The sequence below is a fragment of the Streptomyces sp. NPDC002125 genome (assembly GCF_053593715.1).
Window position 1 is genome coordinate 1 of sequence record NZ_JBSFDD010000019.1, and the last position, 16,814, is coordinate 16,814.

General features: G+C 70.9%; 14 protein-coding genes, 1 pseudogene and 1 CRISPR repeat array. Of the genes and pseudogenes, 4 read left to right on the forward strand and 11 right to left on the reverse strand.

What is annotated here, in order from left to right; translation table 11 throughout:
• Nucleotides 1-829 precede the first annotated feature (829 nt).
• Nucleotides 830-1,286: a CRISPR direct-repeat array (repeat unit 29 nt; unit sequence GGGACCATCCCCGCGGGCGCGGGGAGCAC).
• Between the two features lie 194 nt (nucleotides 1,287-1,480).
• The 6 genes from ACWCQM_RS27475 to ACWCQM_RS27500 all read right to left on the reverse strand — a co-directional run bounded on the left by ACWCQM_RS27475 (nucleotide 1,481) and on the right by ACWCQM_RS27500 (nucleotide 6,561).
• Nucleotides 1,481-1,927, reverse strand: a complete 447-nt coding sequence (locus ACWCQM_RS27475) for an NUDIX hydrolase (RefSeq protein ID WP_267080862.1) — start codon at nucleotides 1,925-1,927, stop codon at nucleotides 1,481-1,483.
• Nucleotides 1,924-2,577, reverse strand: coding sequence for a dTMP kinase (gene tmk, locus ACWCQM_RS27480; protein ID WP_450917796.1), 654 nt, complete (start codon nucleotides 2,575-2,577; stop codon nucleotides 1,924-1,926). The genes ACWCQM_RS27475 and tmk overlap by 4 nt, the downstream gene beginning before the upstream one ends.
• Nucleotides 2,574-4,055, reverse strand: coding sequence for a B12-binding domain-containing radical SAM protein (locus ACWCQM_RS27485; RefSeq protein ID WP_450917797.1), 1,482 nt, complete (start codon nucleotides 4,053-4,055; stop codon nucleotides 2,574-2,576). The genes tmk and ACWCQM_RS27485 overlap by 4 nt, the downstream gene beginning before the upstream one ends.
• 69 nt (nucleotides 4,056-4,124) lie before the next feature.
• Nucleotides 4,125-4,928, reverse strand: coding sequence for a hypothetical protein (locus ACWCQM_RS27490; protein ID WP_450917798.1), 804 nt, complete (start codon nucleotides 4,926-4,928; stop codon nucleotides 4,125-4,127).
• 303 nt (nucleotides 4,929-5,231) lie between these two features.
• Nucleotides 5,232-5,960, reverse strand: coding sequence for a hypothetical protein (locus ACWCQM_RS27495; RefSeq protein ID WP_450917799.1), 729 nt, complete (start codon nucleotides 5,958-5,960; stop codon nucleotides 5,232-5,234).
• 100 nt (nucleotides 5,961-6,060) lie between these two features.
• Nucleotides 6,061-6,561, reverse strand: a complete 501-nt coding sequence (locus ACWCQM_RS27500; RefSeq protein WP_450917800.1) for an ATP-binding protein — start codon at nucleotides 6,559-6,561, stop codon at nucleotides 6,061-6,063.
• Nucleotides 6,562-6,870: 309 nt separating this feature from the next.
• Between ACWCQM_RS27500 and ACWCQM_RS27505 the strand changes: the two genes are divergently transcribed.
• Nucleotides 6,871-8,175 carry a DNA-binding protein gene (locus tag ACWCQM_RS27505; protein ID WP_450917801.1) on the forward strand — a complete coding sequence of 435 codons (1,305 nt, stop codon included), beginning with the start codon at nucleotides 6,871-6,873 and terminating at the stop codon, nucleotides 8,173-8,175.
• Nucleotides 8,176-8,786: 611 nt separating this feature from the next.
• Here ACWCQM_RS27505 and ACWCQM_RS27510 read toward each other — a convergent pair.
• On the reverse strand, nucleotides 8,787-9,176 hold the full coding sequence (locus tag ACWCQM_RS27510) for a MerR family transcriptional regulator (protein WP_450917802.1): 390 nt from the start codon (nucleotides 9,174-9,176) through the stop codon (nucleotides 8,787-8,789).
• A 79-nt stretch (nucleotides 9,177-9,255) separates the two neighbouring features.
• On the opposite strand from ACWCQM_RS27510, the gene ACWCQM_RS27515 reads away from it, so the two are divergent.
• From ACWCQM_RS27515 to ACWCQM_RS27525, 3 genes and pseudogenes are all read left to right on the forward strand, one after another.
• On the forward strand, nucleotides 9,256-10,446 hold the full coding sequence (locus tag ACWCQM_RS27515; RefSeq protein ID WP_450917803.1) for an MFS transporter: 1,191 nt from the start codon (nucleotides 9,256-9,258) through the stop codon (nucleotides 10,444-10,446).
• Between the two features lie 34 nt (nucleotides 10,447-10,480).
• Complete coding sequence (locus tag ACWCQM_RS27520) at nucleotides 10,481-11,359, forward strand: NADP-dependent oxidoreductase (RefSeq protein ID WP_450917804.1); 879 nt, start codon at nucleotides 10,481-10,483, stop codon at nucleotides 11,357-11,359.
• Nucleotides 11,360-11,687: 328 nt separating this feature from the next.
• Nucleotides 11,688-12,259: pseudogene (locus ACWCQM_RS27525) on the forward strand (alpha/beta hydrolase); the annotation flags it as partial.
• Nucleotides 12,260-12,324: 65 nt separating this feature from the next.
• Here ACWCQM_RS27525 and ACWCQM_RS27530 read toward each other — a convergent pair.
• The 4 genes from ACWCQM_RS27530 to ACWCQM_RS27545 form a co-directional block, all read right to left on the reverse strand.
• Nucleotides 12,325-12,789 carry a hypothetical protein gene (locus ACWCQM_RS27530; RefSeq protein WP_079180967.1) on the reverse strand — a complete coding sequence of 155 codons (465 nt, stop codon included), beginning with the start codon at nucleotides 12,787-12,789 and terminating at the stop codon, nucleotides 12,325-12,327.
• Nucleotides 12,790-13,088: 299 nt separating this feature from the next.
• Entirely contained in the window at nucleotides 13,089-13,694 is a 606-nt protein-coding gene (locus ACWCQM_RS27535; protein ID WP_450917805.1) for a hypothetical protein, read from the reverse strand.
• Nucleotides 13,695-14,416: 722 nt separating this feature from the next.
• The gene (locus ACWCQM_RS27540; RefSeq protein WP_450917806.1) at nucleotides 14,417-15,433 is read right to left on the reverse strand and encodes an NAD-dependent epimerase/dehydratase family protein; all 1,017 of its coding nucleotides are present in this window, start codon (nucleotides 15,431-15,433) and stop codon (nucleotides 14,417-14,419) included.
• A gap of 118 nt (nucleotides 15,434-15,551) precedes the next feature.
• On the reverse strand, nucleotides 15,552-16,499 hold the full coding sequence (locus ACWCQM_RS27545) for an RNA-binding protein (protein ID WP_450917807.1): 948 nt from the start codon (nucleotides 16,497-16,499) through the stop codon (nucleotides 15,552-15,554).
• Between the last annotated feature and the right edge of the window lie 315 nt (nucleotides 16,500-16,814).

Here is a 16,814-nt window from a genome sequence, read left to right on the forward strand (position 1 = left end):
GGAGACCACCTCACTATCGATGTCCTGCGGTACCCGGGCTCCAGCCTTCCGCCCGGGCGATCCTGATGGCGCCTGGCTCCTCCGTTCTTCCCTCGGTGATCAACTACGTACTCCTGGTACTGCGAACTGCCCAGCGGCCTGTGACAGCGCCACTCTTCGGCAGCCAGCCCCGTCGCCCGTCCTGCGTCTGCTCTGGCTTAGAACCCCACTGCCGAAACTTCCCGGTGCGCGCGTCCGCAGCCGACGCCTTCACCGAGGTACCGCTCACTGACTTTCACTGCTGGGTACTGCCGTCCTGCACTTACGGGTACTCCGTCAACTGCGGTACTGCTCACGGCGGCCCCTGATCACTGCGGGCCACCCGGTCCGGTCGCCAGTCCCGTCGCCGTCCTGCAACAACCCTGGCTTCGATACTCCGCTACCGCACCGTTCCTGCCAACTGCGACTTCGGTACTGCTGCCTGGCAGTTCGTCTCTGCCAGGCCCTGCCGACTTCCTGGGTTACGAGAGAAACCATAACCAGGCCACCACCCAATGTCTACTCCAGCCACCATAGATTTTCGTGTGTTCGGCGATGAGGCAATCGAACTCGAACAGCGATGGCACAGGGTTGGCGGACCACACGCCGGGCACGAGCACCGCGCTCACCGTCGTACCCGCGCGATCCGCGACGTCCGTCGCCGTCACATGCGACAGCGCCCGGGACTTCCTCGCGGGTCTCGTGGATCCGATCCCGGCCGAGGCCGCCGACATCGTGGTCCTGGTCGTCCCGGAGCTCGCCACCAACGCCCTGCGCCACGGCGGCGGCAGCTGCACCCTGGAACTTCCGGGGGACCATCCCCGCGGGCGAGGGGAGCACACACCCTCCAGCTTGAACGGGGGCAGGGTGGCGGGACCATCCCCGCGGGCGCGGGGAGCACTTCACCGCCGAGGTCCGCTTCGACGGAGCGCAGGGACCATCCCCGCGGGCGCGGGGAGCACGGTACTGCGGTGAACGTGTAGTGCGCGGTGTCGGGACCATCCCCGCGGGCGAGGGGAGCACTCCTGCACGGCGACCGACAGGTTCTTGCACATGGGACCATCCCCGCGGGCGCGGGGAGCACGCCACCACCAACACCCTGCCCGTCACTGCGCAGGGACCATCCCCGCGGGCGCGGGGAGCACAGACAGGACCGCGAGCGGGACCAACCCGAGCGCGGGACCATCCCCGCGGGCGCGGGGAGCACGAGGCCACCAGCACCGCCACCGCCCGGGGCCTGGGACCATCCCCGCGGGCGCGGGGAGCACTCTTGCTGAACTGCGAGTTTGTCATCCGAGAGAGTCGTTCTGCATAACTTTCGCCGAATCCGGCAAAATACGCCTTTCGGCTTTAATGGCATCCCGAACACTGCTCATCTGTCACTGCGGCTTGAGGTCATCACTGCCCTCCAGCCCGGCAGAGATCGCCTGGAACTCCGCCTGATTCAGCCCGTCAGGACCGGCTACTCCCACCCGTGCTCCGTGAGCGCCCCGTCGCCCTCCAGGTAGGCGAGGAGCCCCTTCTCCGGGTATTCGATGATGTCCTCGGGCAGTTCGTGCACGCTGAACCACTCCAGGCCGAGGCACTTCTCCGGTTCCCTGTTGACGGGCTCCCCGCTCCACCGGGTGGCTTCGAAGAAGAAGCCGATCCGTTCGACTTCGGCGCTCTGGCGGTGGTGCACCACGTGCACCATCCGCAGGTGCGCCGGGTCGACCGTCACGCCGGTCTCCTCCAGCAACTCGCGGGCGGCCCCGGCTCGCAGGGGTTCGCCCTGGTCGAGCTTGCCCGAGGGCATGTGCCAGCGGCCGTAGCCGTAGGGGCCGCCGCGCTGGGAGAACAGCAGCTTGTCGCCCGCGCGCAGGAGGACGTGGGTGTCGATGACGGGTTCTGCGAGTGGTTCCGGTGTCATGGTCCCTGAGATGGTGTCGACTGCGGTGAAGCAGCCGACGCTATCGATGATCCGGGGACCGCGTCGGCGATTGCGGCAGCGACCTCCGTCGGGGTGACTTCACCGGTGTTCACGACGAGCACCCTCACACCCGCCGTCACCAAGGTCTCAGCCGCCTCCGTGTAGAGGGCGACCTCGCGGCGGGGTGCGGTCGGGTCACGGTGGAAACGGTTCTGCGGGCCGCGCGCGGCTATCCGTTCGGCGATGAGGGCGGGGTCCGCCGTCAGGATGACCGCCAGGTCCGGCATCAGCACGTTCGCGTTCAGGTCCAGCAGGAACTTCAGCGGCACCCCGTCGAGCTGCTGCATGACGAGCGTCGAGGCGACGTACCGGTCGCTGATCACGGTGTCGCCGGCGCCCAGCCGGGGCCTGATCTCGTGCTCGGCGTGCTCGTACCGGTCGGCCGCGACCAGGCACGCCAGGGCGTGGCCCCGGATGTGGCTGAAGTGGGCGCTGATGAAGCGGCCCAGGTCGCTGGTGGTCGGCTCCACGGTGCGGTGTACGGGAACGCCCCGGCCGGCCAGCTCCGTGTGCAGGGCGTCGATGGTGGTGGACTTCCCCACGCCGCTCGGGCCGTCGACCGTGATGAACGCCCCGCGTCCCGGCGTCACGCCGCGGCTCCCTGGGTGGTCTGGTTGCGCTGGTGCTGCTCTCGCGTGAGCGCGGCAAGGGTGGAGCGGACCTCGGGCAGTGGGACGTCGCCGAACTGGATGCCGACCGAGAAGTTGAACTCGTCGCGCTGGCGCATGGACTCGTCGGCGCCGTCGGCGGTGAGGTCGACGGCGCCGTAGGCCAGGAGATCGTCGGGCCTGTGGCCGGCGTCGGTGAGGGTCGTCCAGATCGGTGTTCCGGGGTAGGGCCGGAACTCGAACACGCTCGCGCGTACGTCTCCCGGACTGCTGTCGGCGATTGCCCAGAGGCGGTGGATGTGGCGGACGGTCGCCGCGAGGTCGTCGTGGGACTCGCCGGGGAACCCGAGGATGAAGTACCCCTTCACGCCGATGCCGTGCTCGACGAGGCGACGGGCGACGCGTTCGGTCATCTCGGCGTCGATCCGTTTGTCCATCGCCTTGAGAACGCGGTCGCTGCCGGACTCGATGCCGAGAGCGACCTCGCGTAAGCCGTTGTGCACCAGGCGGTCGAGGTCGCGGTCGCCGAGCCGGTCCAGGACGTTGATGCGGCCGGTGGCGTCCCACACGTAACGCTCGCCGATGCGGTTCCGCGTGAAGGCGGCCATCTGCTCGTCGATGACCCGGCCCGCGCCGAGGAACAGGTCGTCGACGAACCGGAAGGCCGTCACCCCGTGCTCCTCGTGCAGCTGGTCCAGCTCGCCGATGATGTTCTCGGGGGAGCGCACACGGATGCTGAGGTCCGGGTTGGCGCTGACGGCGGCTCCGCAGAAGGTGCAGTTGTACGGGCAGCCGCGGCTCCCGACGATGTTCGCCTCCACATGGCCGGTGCGGGCGGCCGTCTCCAGCAGGTCCGTGCCACGGCTCAGGGCGAGGCGCCGGTCCGTCTCCGTCGGCGCGGCCCCGTACGGGTCCTGGGGCAGGAAGGCTCGGTTCACGTACGGCAGGCTGTCGATGTCCGGGCCGAGCAGCTGCGGGTCCGGTCTGCCCGCCGGGATGCCGGCGGCCCGGCTCCCGAGCAACCGGTCCCGCCAGAGGACGCCGGGCAGTTCGCGGCGGCGCTGCTCGTCCTCCAGCAGCGCGGCGACGCGCAGCTCTCCCTCTCCGAGCACGAGGGCCCGCAGGTTGGCCATGCGCGGGTCGGCCAGGATCCGGTCGGGCATCGCTTTCGCGTGATGTCCGCCGGCCATCAGAGCGATGGCGGGGTCGAGCCGGGCCGCGATGCGCGCGGACATCTCGTACGTGGGGGCGAGGAGATTCATGGCCGCCCACCGGGGCCGTGCCGCGTTGACGAGGTCGGCGGTCTCGGCGAGGCCCAGGCCGTGGGCCTCCGCGTCGAGCACTCCCACGTTGAAGCCGGCCTGCTGGGCGTACGTGGCGATGTACGCCATGCCCAGCACCGGCAGGGTGTAGTCGTTCGTGCGCGGGCGCCGGGCGTAGTCGCGCAGGGGCGCGTTCACGAAGACGGCGTCGAGTGTGTGCGTGGGGTCTGCGCCTGAAAGAAGAGCTAACCGCATCGATCCTCCGGTTCAGCGGGCATGGGAGCCCCAGGTGAGCGTGGAAAGGGTCAGGGTGTGCAGGGCAGTGCGGTCGGGACCGGCCCAGCCGGTCCAGAGAGGGCCGAACCCCTTGTCCTTCTTGTCCGGCCAGGGGTAGTGGGGCGCGGCCTGCGCGGCCCACGTACGGACGGCGAGGTCGTCGTGCGGGTAGACGCTGAAGTCGCCGGTGAAGTCGGTCGCGGCTGCCGCGGCGGTCCACGGGCCGACTCGGGGGATGGTGGTGAGCGCGGCCGCGAGCTCGGGCGCCTTCATGCCCGTCCAGTCGGCGGCGTGCAGCTCGTAGTGCTCGGCGGCCGAGCGCAGCACGCCGCGGTGGAACTTGGCTCCGATGCCGTCGAACTGCTCGTCCGACAGGGCGAGGACCTGTGCGGCCGTGGGGGCGGTGGTGAGCTCACCGAACGGGCCTTCGACCGTGGTCCCGTGGGTCTTGCACCACTGCCGGTAGAGCTTGCGGGCCTGCCCGGCTCGTACGACCTGGCGCAGGATCGCCGTGGTGATCGCGTCCCACAGCCACGGGTTGGCAGGCCGTTGCGAGGTGCCGACGCCTTCCAGGGCCGTCCTGAGCGAGGCGGGGACGCTGTCGGGCAGGCTGTCCGGGTGGGTGGTGACGAGCTCCGGCTTCACGTCCTCGGTGCCGTCCACGCAGCGTGTACGCAGGCCGTCCCCGTCCCACGACAGCACCCAGAGGCCTGTGGCCGTGCGCACGGCTCGTGCGCGGCCTCCGGTCCCGCCGCTCTCGGTCCAGGCGGGGTGATCGGTCGTCAGAACAGTCATGGAGAGCTCCTGAGAGGTGCGGTTGAGCTGTGGTCCCCACCGCTCTCGGCGGCGAAGGCCAGAAGAACGATGGCAGTCAGAAACACTGCCACCTGCCACGCGCGTCGGGACATGAATGCCTTCCAAAGGCGCCAGGGCCGCCGCCCGCTCCGTGGGAGGGGAAACGTCGGCGAGCACGGTGTCGGGGTGGTGGCTCCGGCCGTTGACAGCCCGGCCCGGGGTGAGCGCTGTCCGGCGGGCGGACCGCGTTCTACGTGGGCAGCCCGGCCCGGGGTGAGCGCTGTCCGGCGGGCGGACCGCGTTCTACGTGGGCAGCCCGGCCAGTTCCCGGGTCAGTTGGCCGACGGTCAGCACGCGGAAGCGGGACAGCCTGCGGACGAGCTGTGACGCGAGGAAGGTGGGCAGGTTGGGATGCCCGTAGGGAAGGGGCTCCCTCGGCTGGGTCACGACGTCGACCTTGCCGTCGATCAGGCCGTAGAGCGTTCCGAGGACCCCGTACAAGGGCGCGCTCGTCGCCAGGAACACGACGGGGTCGCGGCGGAGGTGGGCGCACAGAGCGACGGCCGTACGGACGTGCTTCGGGCACACCGGGGGCTGGTTGGTGAGGAGCGGCGGCTCCTGGTGCTCGTAGTCACGGGAGCCGGCCAGGAAGACGGTGCCCAGAGCCGTCGTCGCGGGTGCGGTGCAGACCTGGCAGCGCAGGGTCTCCATCGTGATCCGCTGGCGGAAGGGGTGCATCAGCTTCCACTCCGGCTCACCGGTGGGGCGCCGGAGCTCGTCAACCTCGTTGAACGACACCCGGCCCCAGAGCACCTGCCGCAGATCGCGGTCCCTGGGGTCCTCGTCCTCGTAGAACAGCCGGTAGCGGCCTCGCGCGCCCCGCGAGGGCCGCAGGATCAGGTTGTCCGGAGCGGCCTCCTCTCCCTTCCTCTGCGTGATGAAGGGGACGACGGCCGGCTGGACGGGCGAGGGCACTGGGCGGTCCGTCTCTCTCGTCTGCGTCTCGGTGAGACGTTCGGGGGGTGCGGTCATGGGGCGTTCACGTTCGCGGGCCGCCGGACCGCCGGACCGGAGGACGATGTGACGGCCGCTCGCCCGGGGCACGTCCGCCGGACGATGGCGGCCTCCGCGGTCACGACCGCCTCTCCGGCACTCTCAGACGGCACCAGGTGCACGTGCCGTCGTCCGAGACGCCCCACGCGTCGGCGACGGCGTCGACCAGGGCCAGGCCACGGCCCCTCTCCTCGTCGGGGCCGGCGACGCCGAGGACCGCCCGGTCGGGAGATCCGTCCGTCACCTCGATGAGGAGGTGCGAGCCGTCCTGGTGGAGCCGTACGCCGACGACGGGCCCGCGGCCGTACCGCATGGCGTTGGTGACCAGTTCGCTCAGGCACAGCTCGACGGGCTCGGACAGGGCGTCCAGATCCCACCGGCGAAGCTGCGCCCGGCCGATACGGCGGATGTGCCCCGGCCAGAGCGTGTCCTCCTCGGACACCTCCGCGCTGCCTGTGCGCGGCCGGGAGGTGCGGGGGACGCACAGGTCCATGGAGCGGCCGGACGTACCGAGCCGTCGAGCGGGGGAGGTGCTGCTGACGCGCTGCTGCGCTGTGGCCACACTGCTGGTCGCGGTCATACCCGGTCCTTCCGCAGGTCGTAGGGCGCCGTCGCGTGCTCCGCCGCTTGCGGGCAGGTACTGCCGTGCGTCACCACTTCGATGCATTCGGTGAAGGCAATCAGCGTGGTCCGTGACCGGGTGTCACCGCCATGTCCTGGAGGGGCGCATCTGGCGCTCTTTCAGGTGAGCCGGGGCGCACCTGGGTAGCGTTGAAGTGTCGTCTCGCCGGGCGGTGTTGCCCTGCGCGTGGCCGGCGGTATCCCCTTGATCCGAGGGAGCGGCGGACACACGCCGTAGCCGTCGAGGCCCGATGCCGAGGAGAACAAGATGGGTGAGACTCCCAGGACGGTGCTCAAGGCGCTGGTCGAGCGACGCCGCTGGACGTACCGGGAATTCCGCGAGAACTTCGAAGCCGCAGGTCAGCGGATCGGTGTCAAGAACCTGACCGTCTCCGAAGCGCAGTTCAGGCGCTGGACCTCCGGCAAGATCCAAGGGCTTCCCGCCGCCGAGGCGTGCCGTGTCCTCGAGGACATGTTCGGCGTCGACGTGGACCAGCTGTTCCTAGCTCCCTCGCCTGATGCACCCGCACCCGCGTACAACCTGGAAGCCGAGATCGACATGACCGCACGCGACGCCCAGAACGAGGCAGGCGCTGCCGCCTCCGCCTCCATCTCCGACACCGCCGTGGAACAGCTGCGTGACGACGTGCACCGGCTGGCCCGCCGGTACGCCGTGCTGCCACCGTTCGAGGTGCTCCGGGCCGCTCGCGCCCTCCGGGAGGAGATCGAGCGGCACCGGGATCGCACCCAGGTGCCTGTCCAGCAGCAGGAACTCCTCATCCTTGCCGGGCAGGCGTGCGCCCTTCTCGCCACGGCCGCGTTCGACCTGGGCTCGTTCGACGGCGCCACACGGCTCGCGCGCTCGGCCGCTCTGTACGGCGAGACCGCGCGGTTCGAGCCGCTGCGCGCCTACGCCGGCGGCACGCTCGCCTACGTCGCCTACTTCTCCGGCCGCCCCGCCGAGGCGGCGCAGTACGCACGCCGGGCCGCCATGCTGCCCGGACTCGGCGACGTCGCATGCCGTCGCCTCGCGGCCATCGAGGCACGCGCGTACGGACACCTCGGGGACATGGCCTCGGCGCGACGCGCCCTGGCCATCTCCGCCGAGGCGGGGAACGGCTCGCTGGACGACCTGCACGACGGGGTGGGGGGTGAGTTCGGCTTCAGCGAGGAGCGCCTGGCCATGTCGAACGGCTCCACCTGCCTGCTCCTCGGTGACGGGCGCCAGGCGGAGGCCGCGGCCCAGCGGGCCCTGGAGCTGGTGAGCTCCAGGCCTCCCGCCACGCGCTCTCTGCCCGTGGTGGGCGGAGCGGCAGCCGACCTGGCGACGGCCCGGCTGATGCGCGGCGACCTCGACGGGGCGGCCCAGGCCCTGACCGACGTCTGGAACGTACCGAGCGAACAACGGGCGACGGGCCTCCTGGCCCGGGCGCAGCAGGTCCGCCGCACACTGACGAACCCGCGCTTCCGCGACGCGGCACCGGCCACCGAGATCGGCGAGCGCCTGGAACACTTCACCCGAAGTGCCCCGCACCAGCTCGGCGCCGGCACGGTGGCTGTGCTGGAGGGCTGATCAGGCGGTCCGGGGGTGGGCGCGACGGGAGGTCGCCCGGCGTGCTGGAACCGGCCTGGAGTCGCACCCTGGAGAGATGAGCGCGCCGATCGTCATCCACCGCCCCTCCCCCACGGGCGAGCTTGTGGCGAACGGCTGAGGCCGGGGGCCCGGCCCGACGCGTTGTTCTGTTCGCCGGCGTGTCGTGCCAGGCGGTGGCGTACGGGCCGGCAGTTGCGTAAGCGCCTGGCGGCCGTGCGGGACGGGGTCGGCGAGGCCGAGTGTCCCGAGTGCGGGGCCCGGTGGGTGGCCGGCGTCGACCGGAGGTCGACGGCCCTGTTCTGCTCGGGCCGGTGCAAAGTGAGGGCCTGGCGACGCCGGAAGGAAACGTTCGGGGAACGGTCACAGTGACCGCATCGCGAACGCATCCCGAGCCCAACTTCGGGCAGCAATCGGTCATTTGCAGTCATTCATTGCGATCAGTGGATTTACGGTTCGACTCTCGGTGATGAGCGGGTCGTGTTCACGTCACGGACGTCAGCTCCGTGCCCGGCCCGCATGGATGGTGAGAACCGCCATGCCCGAGGAGATCGCGGGGAGACGACAGGCCGTTGGCCGGAGATCGATTTCGTTTACACGCCGAGTGAGGCCAGTGCCCGGCGAGCGACGTCGGCCGGGGCCGCAGCGATGACGTCATTGAGCGCGTCCATGGAGGACTGAAGGTCGCTGATGGCCTGAGCGATGCGGTCGCGCTCCTGGTGGAGATCGGCGAGCAGGTCCGAGCAAGTGGGGACGAGGCGATCGCCGGTGTCCCGCAGGCACGGCAGGACCGTGGTGATCGTCGAGGTGCCCAAGCCGGCGGCCAGCAGGCTGCGGATGCGGCGGACGATGGCAACGTCCTCTTCGACGTATTCCCGGTAGCCACTGGGGCGTCGCTGCGGGTGGAGCAGACCCTGTTCTTCGTAGTAGCGCAGCAGGTGCACGGCCACGCCGGTCCGCTGGGACAGCTCACCGATGCGCACAAAGGCCTCCCGATGGCGAGGCGGGCATCGCCCGCTCGTCTTGACTCTCATACCGATGTGAGACTTTAGCGTCTGCGGCATGAACATGAACAAGGGTTTCGCGACGCTCGCGGCATTGTGCGCGAGCGTCTTCGTCGTGGGTACTTCGGAGTACCTGATCGCCGGGCTGCTGCCCCAGGTCGGAGCTGATCTTGGCGTTTCCGTGGGAACCGCCGGACAAGCGGTGACCGCATACGCGCTCGGAGTGGTGGTCGGAGGGCCGCTCATGGCCCTGCTGACCTCGCGTCTGCCACGCAAGGGGCTCGCCATTGGCCTGATGCTGCTGTTCGCGGCGGGCAGCGCGATCAGCGCGGTAGCGCCGTCGTTCGGTCTGCTCCTGGTGGGCCGCGTGGTGTCCTCGCTCAGTCACGCCGCCTTCCTGGCTCTGGCGTTGGTGACGGCGATTCGAGTGGTCCCGGCCGAGAGGACCGGCTCGGCCATCGCCACCGTGGCCTCCGGCTTCACCGTGGCCACGCTCCTCGGAGTGCCCCTGGGGGCACTGCTCGGGCAGGGCGCCGGATGGCGGGCTCCGTTCGCTGTGCTGACCGTTCTGTCCCTGGTGGGCACCGCGCTCCTGTCCGCCGTCCTGCCCCGGGAGGAGGCACCGTCCACGCGACTGCGTGACGAGATACGCGTGGTGACGCGTCGACCGGTCATGCTCGCCATCGCTACCACCGCGGTGGGCTTCTCTGGGGTCGCCACGGTGTTCACCTACATCGCCCCGCTGCTGATCCGCGTCTCCGGCTTCTCCGCCGCGGCGGTCTCCGGTCTGCTGCTCGCCTACGGCGCGGGTAGTTTCCTCGGCAACCTCACCGCCGGAAAGCTGACCGACAAGTCGATGAGCGCCACCGTACGCGGGGTCTTCGGGGGGTTGGCGGGGACGCTCCTGCTCGTCCCGTTCGCCGTGGTGTGGCAGCCCACCGCCGTGGCCGCGGTCCTGGTACTCGGCGTGCTCGCCACCGCGACCATTGCCCCGCTGCAGGGACTCATCCTGCACCATGCGGGCGCCGCCCCGAACCTGGCGGTCTCCGTCAACGTGGGCGCCTTCAACCTCGGGGCCGCAGCCGGCTCGGTCATCGGCGGCGCGATCGTCGCCGCCGGCGCTCTGCGCTGGACCGGCCTGGCGGGCGCGGTACTGAGCCTGATCGGACTGGCCCTCACCTATCTCGTCCTGCCCCGGACACGGACGTCGGCGCAGGACGCCGAACACGAAGCCTCGATCGCCGCCTGACTCCCCGTCCACTCACCTCGCGAAGGAGGTCGCCATGCAGGCGATCCAAATCGCTCGCCACGGCGGGCCCGAAGTCCTGTCCGTCCGGGAGGTTCCCCAGCCCACTCCAGGAGCCGGCGAGGTACTGATCCGTACCGTCGCCAGCAGTCTGAACCCGGTGGACTGGAAGACCCGCGCAGGGAAGGCCGGGCCCGAACTCCCCGCCACCTTGGGGTGGGATCTGGCCGGAGTCGTCACCGCCGCCAACCACCCCGGCTACCACCTCGGGGACCAGGTGATCGCGATGTCGGCACAGATCGCCACCGGCCGCGGTACGTGGGCCGAGCAGGTCGCTCTGCCCGCCCGGCTGCTGGCGCCCGCACCCACCACACTTCCGCTGGCGGATGCCGCAGCACTGCCGCTGGCCGGAGTGACGGCGCTGCAGGCCCTGAACCGGGCGGCAGTCACCGACGGAGACAACGTCCTGATCACCGGCGCGGCCGGCGCCGTGGGCGGCATCGCCGTCCAACTCTCCCGCCGCACCGGGGCCACCGTCGACGCCTTGGTCTCACGCCCCGAGCACCTCGACGCGGCCCGGGAACTCGGCGCCGCACGCGTCTGGCACACCCCGGCCGATCTCCCCCGCCGTACCTATACGGCAGTACTGGACACCGCGGGCATCGACGCGGGCCCCGCCCTCGCACCAAGGGGACGGTACATCTCCATCGCTGACCACCCCCTGCCCGACATCCCCGGGGCCGCCAAGAACTACGTCCAGGAAGACCAGGATCACCTCGCCCAGCTCACGGCCCTGGTGGACAGAGGCGAACTCCGGCTACGCATCGCGCACCGCTACCCCTTCCACGAGGTCCGCAGCGCCCACGAGCGGTTCGAAGCAGGCGGCGTGCTCGGCAAGATTCTGCTCACCTTCTGAAAACGACCGTGCCACGCCTCCGTCGACCCGGACAGGCCGCCTGGCCGTAGCAGTCCGGGGCGGCGGGTGGGCAGAGAACACCGCCTTCACCTGCCTCCGGCCAGGACCCGGAGCCCTGGTGTCACGCCGGGGCTGCGGTTGCCTCCCCCTGCGGGGTGCGCGGGCCGGGCACCGTCGCCCGGATGGACAGGTCCAGATCGAGACGGCTGTTCATGTCCAGCTCGAACCGGCCATACGGATTCACGGAACGTGACCCGGCCCCCCCACGGGGAGGTACTGCGGTCAGGTCCCGTCGAGGCCGGGCGACGGCGACCCGGCCCGCGGGCAGCTGTCGGAGCCCCGGTCGGGCCCGCACCCGCGCATCTACGAGGTCCCGCCGGAGCAGGGCCGCGACATCCTCGCCGGTCCGCAGAGCGGCGGGGGCGTGGACAGGCCGGAGGTCGACGAGGAATGGGTGGACGTCGACGCCGGCGAGTGGGGCACGGTCCGCACCCGCGTCATCCGCCCGAAGGGCGCCACCGGCCCGCTGCCCGTGATCATCTACATCCACGGCGCGGGATGGGTCTTCGGAGACGACAAGACCCACGACCGCCTCTTCCGCGAGCTCGTCGTCGGAGCCGGCGCCGTGGGCGTCTTCCGCGTCTACGACCGAGCGCCGGAAGCGAAGTACCCGACGCAGGTCGAGCAGAACTACGCGGTGGGCCAGTGGGTACGGAAGAACGGCGCCGACCACGGAATGGACACCTCCCGCGTGGCGGTCACCGGGGAGTCCGTCGGCGGATGCATGGCCGCCGTCTTCGCGCTGATGAACAAGGAAGTGAGGACGGACTCGACCTGAAGGCCCAGGTCCTGCTCTACCCGGTGGCCGACGCCGACTTCGACACACCGTTGTACCTGCAGTCAGATCCGTTCCGCGCCGCCCCGGCCGAAGCGACGCTCGTACACAGGCCGGCCGCCTGTGGTTTCTACAGGGGGAGGATCGCCCAGAGTCGGCGTCCGTCGTCGGCGGTGTCGGTGCCGCACGCCACCGCGCCAAGGGCGGTGAGCTCCGGAAGGACTGCGTCGGTGGCGGCGGGGCCCGGCTGGTGTGAGAGGGCGACGATGAGTGCCTGGCGGTCCTGGTCGGCGAGGTGGACGGAGACGCGGCGGCCGCCGTCCGCGACGGCGGTGCGCACCAGGAGATCGGTCAGGTCGGCGGCGGCCTGGTCGGCTTCCCGATAGCCCCATTCATGGAGCCGGTCCAGGACGTGCCCGGTCGCCTTCCTCGCGGACCACGGGGCGGCCTCCAGCGACCAGTTGGCGCTGCGCCGGTTGCGGACCTGCATCCGGGCCCTGGCCCCTTGCAGTCCGGTCTCCGGGCGTGGTGGGGAGAGCGGTCGCTTGGGTGGGGGCGGGGTCCTGGGCGGGTAGTCCGGGGTGTGCTCAGCCATGTCCACCTGAACTCCCAGCGTCGGCGCAGACCTTCATCGTAGGGCCAAGCCTCGCGCCGAGCGGACGGTTCGAGGAAGCACTGCTCGTCCGGGGCCTTTCAGCCAGCCCGCGCACCGCGCGGGCTGAGGGACTCGGGGTATCACCTGTGTGCCGGTGGCGTGGCAGCGAGTGCGCCTATGCCGATGCGCGAGAGGGGTGCATCGGCGTGGGCGCATGACCGATGAGTCTGGGCAGGACCCGGATGCCGGCGCGGCAGGCTGCCGTCCCGGACGTCGGCCATCCGTTGCGGACCGTACCGCTACCGGTCCCGCCCGGTCATCAGCAGGCTCAGGGCCTTGGACCGGCTGGTGCCCAGGGCAGTGGCCACCGCCTCGGCGGACACGTCGGCGTCCAGCATGCCGGCGGCCGCGCCGGCAGCCCTGGTGGTCATGCGCTCCAGCACGCCGGCGGCACGCAGTGCGGCGAGCGGTGTGTCCACGGCGGCGGTGTTCAGCTGGTCGGCGATCTCGACCAGCAGAGCGGCCAAGGGCTCCGGGAGTGGCACGGTCCTGTCGCGGACGACGGACAGGTGCGCGGTCCAGTCCGCGAGCGGACCGGTGAGGTCGATGTCCGCCTCGTGCAAGGCCTGATCGCCGATCGCCGCCCAGTCCAGCGGATACTCCGCGGCCCCGCGCCAGCCGCACGCGCACACCCCGCGCAAGGCCTCGGCGCGCGGGCGGCGCGAGCGGCCGTCGTAGGCCGTCCAGCGCGTAGTCGACGGCACATGCGGACCGCTCCCGACATCGAAATACACCGGGCCCGGCTCCCTCCCCCCGATCAGCACACCCGCGGCGCCCGCGTGCACGTCACCGAACTCCACCGTCCACCAGTCCCACTCCACCAGCACACCACCCCTCCGACGCATACCTGCCGGCCACCCTGCCCCACCCGGATATCAACCCACCCCACACCAGCCCAACAAAACCCCTTGTTGGCCCCGCCCAGCCACGCCGCGGTCCGCCCCGGCGTCGTGACACGTCCTCAAGAACCCCGAACACAAGCGGCTTGACGCCGCCCACCTCCACGAACCTCCGGCCGCCCGTACAGAGCCTTTCCGGCTCAGCATCCTCGGTCGTAGATCGCCCGCAGCCATGGCTCTCTCACGGCGGGCAGCCGCGCGAGTGTGTGCCGGAACGCAGAGCGCCGGACGGCGCGAAGCGACCCCGCTCCGCCGCCTCGCACACCCGAGCTCGTCCCACTGCCGCCACGGTTGCCCGTACGGGGCGGGGTCGACGGCGTAGGTCCCGGCCTCCAGCAGGGGCGGATGCAGCGTCTCCCCATGGGTATCGGCCAGGTGGATCGGCAATGCCACCTCCGCCACCGCCGCCGTCAGAACCGCGTCGCAGCCCGCACACCCGAACGTCGCCAAGCCGGGCCCTCTCCCCGTCGAAACCTGCATCCCACCAAGCAGGTGACCGGGGAGCAAAGGGTAATCCGGCGATGTTGAACGCCCCGCCGGCGAACTGAGCAGACCTCGACGCACCGGCCGCAGCCCAGGAAGCCGGGAGGTGCGATGGGCCGGGCCACTGACGTGCTTCGTACCGCCGCCAACCGCCCATGAGCTCCGCAGCGGTGCTGGATCCCTGATCAGTCAAGCGCCGCGAGGATCTTCGCTTCCTTGTCCGGGTCGACTCCGTGTTCCGCCCAGCGCGGGTGGTCCACGGGGCGGCCGTCGGCCTGGAGCCATGCCCAGGTGTCCGCGATCGTCTCGGCGAGTGGGCGGCATCGCAGCCCGTGCTCGACCGCGCGGGTCGGGTCCACGGCCCAGACTCCCTTGTGCGTGCGCCACAGGGGCAGTTCCGTCCATTGCTTCACCTCGTGCTCGGTGAGCACCTCGGGCGCCACCCATGCCGGCCGGCCGGCTCCTCGGGTGACGGTGAAACAGGCGTCAAGGAAGCCCTGGAAGGTGATGCCCTCGGGGTGCGTGACGTTGTACGCCCCGCTGGTGGTGGCAGCCGCCTGGTCGACGGCGAAGGCTGCCACGTCGCGGACGTCGACGGGCTGGATGTGCCGATCGGCCGGCGCCGGCGCGAGGACGCGGCCGCCCTTCGCCGTGCGGGCCAGCCACCACGGAAGCCTGCCGACGTACTCCTCCGGACCAAGGATGACGCCCGGGCGCAGGAACACGCAGCGGTCGCCGAACCCCTGCTCCACGGCCCGTTCCGCCCCGGCCTTCTGGAAGCCGTAGACGGTGGGTGAACCGTCCGGCCCTGTGTGGCCGAACGTCTCGTCGGCGTCCGGCGGGCAGTCGAGTACGGGCGAGGCCTCGGTGATCGGCTGGTGCGGCCACCCTTCGTAGACGGACACCGTCGAGACGTGCACCCAGCGGCCGGCGTTCTCCTTCAGGGCGCGTACGGCCAGGAGGACATCGCGGGGAGCCATCTCCGAACTCGACGTGTCCACCACCGCGTCCCACGGTCCTGAGGCGGCGAGGCGGGACAGGTCGGCAGACACCGTGCGGTCACCCCGGATCGTCCGGACCCCGGGCACGTCCGCCCCCGACCGGCCGCGGTTGAACGTCGTCACATCCCATCCCCGGGCCAAGGACTGCTGCACGATCTGCTTGCCCAGGAACCATGTTCCGCCCATGACCAGAATCCTCATGGGGCGCATCTTGCCGTGCCGATCATGGCCTCGTGAAGCGTGGAGGGTTCAGAGCGGCCGCGATCGGCGGCTGGTGGGGCGGCGCGTTCTTCGCGCGCGCAGGACTCGGAGAGGCGGGTCACCACCGGGCGCGTAGCACGCCGTCGCTGTCGGGCAGAGCGGCGCGGAAGAGCGGGGGGTGTTCGTCGAGGGAGAGGGGCAGCACGGCGGCGGCCCGCGCGCCCGCCGCCAGGGTGGCGAGCTGCTGGTGTTCGGTCTCGTCGACGATGACGTGGCGGATCGTCGCGTCCGGTGCCTCCCAGACGAACTCCACGGATTCGTCCTGGGCAGCGCGGCCAGGACCGCGTCGATCGGGCGAGAGGTCCGGCCAGATGGCCAGGAGAGCGCGTGGCCCCAGAGTGGCGCGCAGGGTGTCGAGGTTGTCCATGGTGAGGCGGTGCCAGCGGAAGGCGTTGCGGACGTACGTCTCTTCCAGAAGCAGGGCCTGCGATGCGGCCAGTGCCGTACGCACGCGTTCCCAGAAGTCCTCGTCCGCGGCCTGTGTCACCTCTGGTTCCTCGAGGTCCCCGGCGTAGGGCGAGGCCGTGATCGGTTCTGCGAACAAGCCGATCTCGTGGATCCGGGCGACGGCGCCTTCGCAGGGCTGGTCGCTGGCGACGTACACGTACTGGTCCCACCCGACGTGCACGGTGAACGTGTCCCCGGACTCCAGCCTGCACCAGGCACCACTGTCCCGGAGCATGGCACGCACCAGCTCCAGCGCGACGGGCACCGGAACCTCGGCGCCGTCGTGGTAGCCGGTGAGATCGGGCGGGAACAGCCCAGCGAGGCCGTGACCTTCAACCGGCACCTCCAGCCCGAAGTTGACGTAGCGGGCGACCTCGGGATCACGGATCTCCAGCCGGTCGACACCCGAGTCCCGCGCGAAGGCGGCGACAGCCTCCAGGTAGGCCGCTTCGACCGGCCCGTGATCGCTCGTCGTGTCCTCGGCGCCGTTGTAGCGGCCGTGCTCGTCCCGGTCGGCGGGGTCGTACTTGGTTATCCGGTGGGCGAAGGACGGCGGCATGCGGCTCCCTGACGAGGGGTGGCAAAGGGGGCCAGCCAGCGTAGTTCGTGACGGCCGGCTGCCGGATGGCGCCCGAAGGCACCTCCACCGCCAGGGCGCCGACAGGGGTACTCACTACTGTTCGGTTCGGTGACGGCGGACCGGCGGTGAGGGGGGCCATCCCTGCCGGGGCGGAGAGTACTTGCCCGCAGTACAGGGCGCGCTGCGGCCCCTGAGACCATCCCCGCAGGGCGCGGGGAGCACGGGCGCATTTCTATGCGCGGGTACGCCTACCGGGGATCATCCCCGCGGGCGCGGGGAGGCCCTGTTCTCCCG

Excerpts from the sequence above, each read along its gene's own strand:
- ACWCQM_RS27475 (WP_267080862.1), bottom strand. The coding sequence starts at position 1,927 with ATGACACCGGAACCACTCGCAGAACCCGTCATCGACACCCACGTCCTC.
- ACWCQM_RS27540 (WP_450917806.1), bottom strand. The coding sequence starts at position 15,433 with ATGAGGATTCTGGTCATGGGCGGAACATGGTTCCTGGGCAAGCAGATC.
- ACWCQM_RS27490 (WP_450917798.1), bottom strand. The coding sequence starts at position 4,928 with ATGACTGTTCTGACGACCGATCACCCCGCCTGGACCGAGAGCGGCGGG.
- ACWCQM_RS27545 (WP_450917807.1), bottom strand. The coding sequence starts at position 16,499 with ATGCCGCCGTCCTTCGCCCACCGGATAACCAAGTACGACCCCGCCGAC.
- ACWCQM_RS27535 (WP_450917805.1), bottom strand. The coding sequence starts at position 13,694 with ATGCGTCGGAGGGGTGGTGTGCTGGTGGAGTGGGACTGGTGGACGGTG.
- ACWCQM_RS27505 (WP_450917801.1), top strand. The coding sequence starts at position 6,871 with ATGGGTGAGACTCCCAGGACGGTGCTCAAGGCGCTGGTCGAGCGACGC.
- ACWCQM_RS27530 (WP_079180967.1), bottom strand. The coding sequence starts at position 12,789 with ATGGCTGAGCACACCCCGGACTACCCGCCCAGGACCCCGCCCCCACCC.
- ACWCQM_RS27520 (WP_450917804.1), top strand. The coding sequence starts at position 10,481 with ATGCAGGCGATCCAAATCGCTCGCCACGGCGGGCCCGAAGTCCTGTCC.
- ACWCQM_RS27495 (WP_450917799.1), bottom strand. The coding sequence starts at position 5,960 with ATGACCGCACCCCCCGAACGTCTCACCGAGACGCAGACGAGAGAGACG.
- ACWCQM_RS27500 (WP_450917800.1), bottom strand. The coding sequence starts at position 6,561 with ATGACCGCGACCAGCAGTGTGGCCACAGCGCAGCAGCGCGTCAGCAGC.
- ACWCQM_RS27515 (WP_450917803.1), top strand. The coding sequence starts at position 9,256 with ATGAACATGAACAAGGGTTTCGCGACGCTCGCGGCATTGTGCGCGAGC.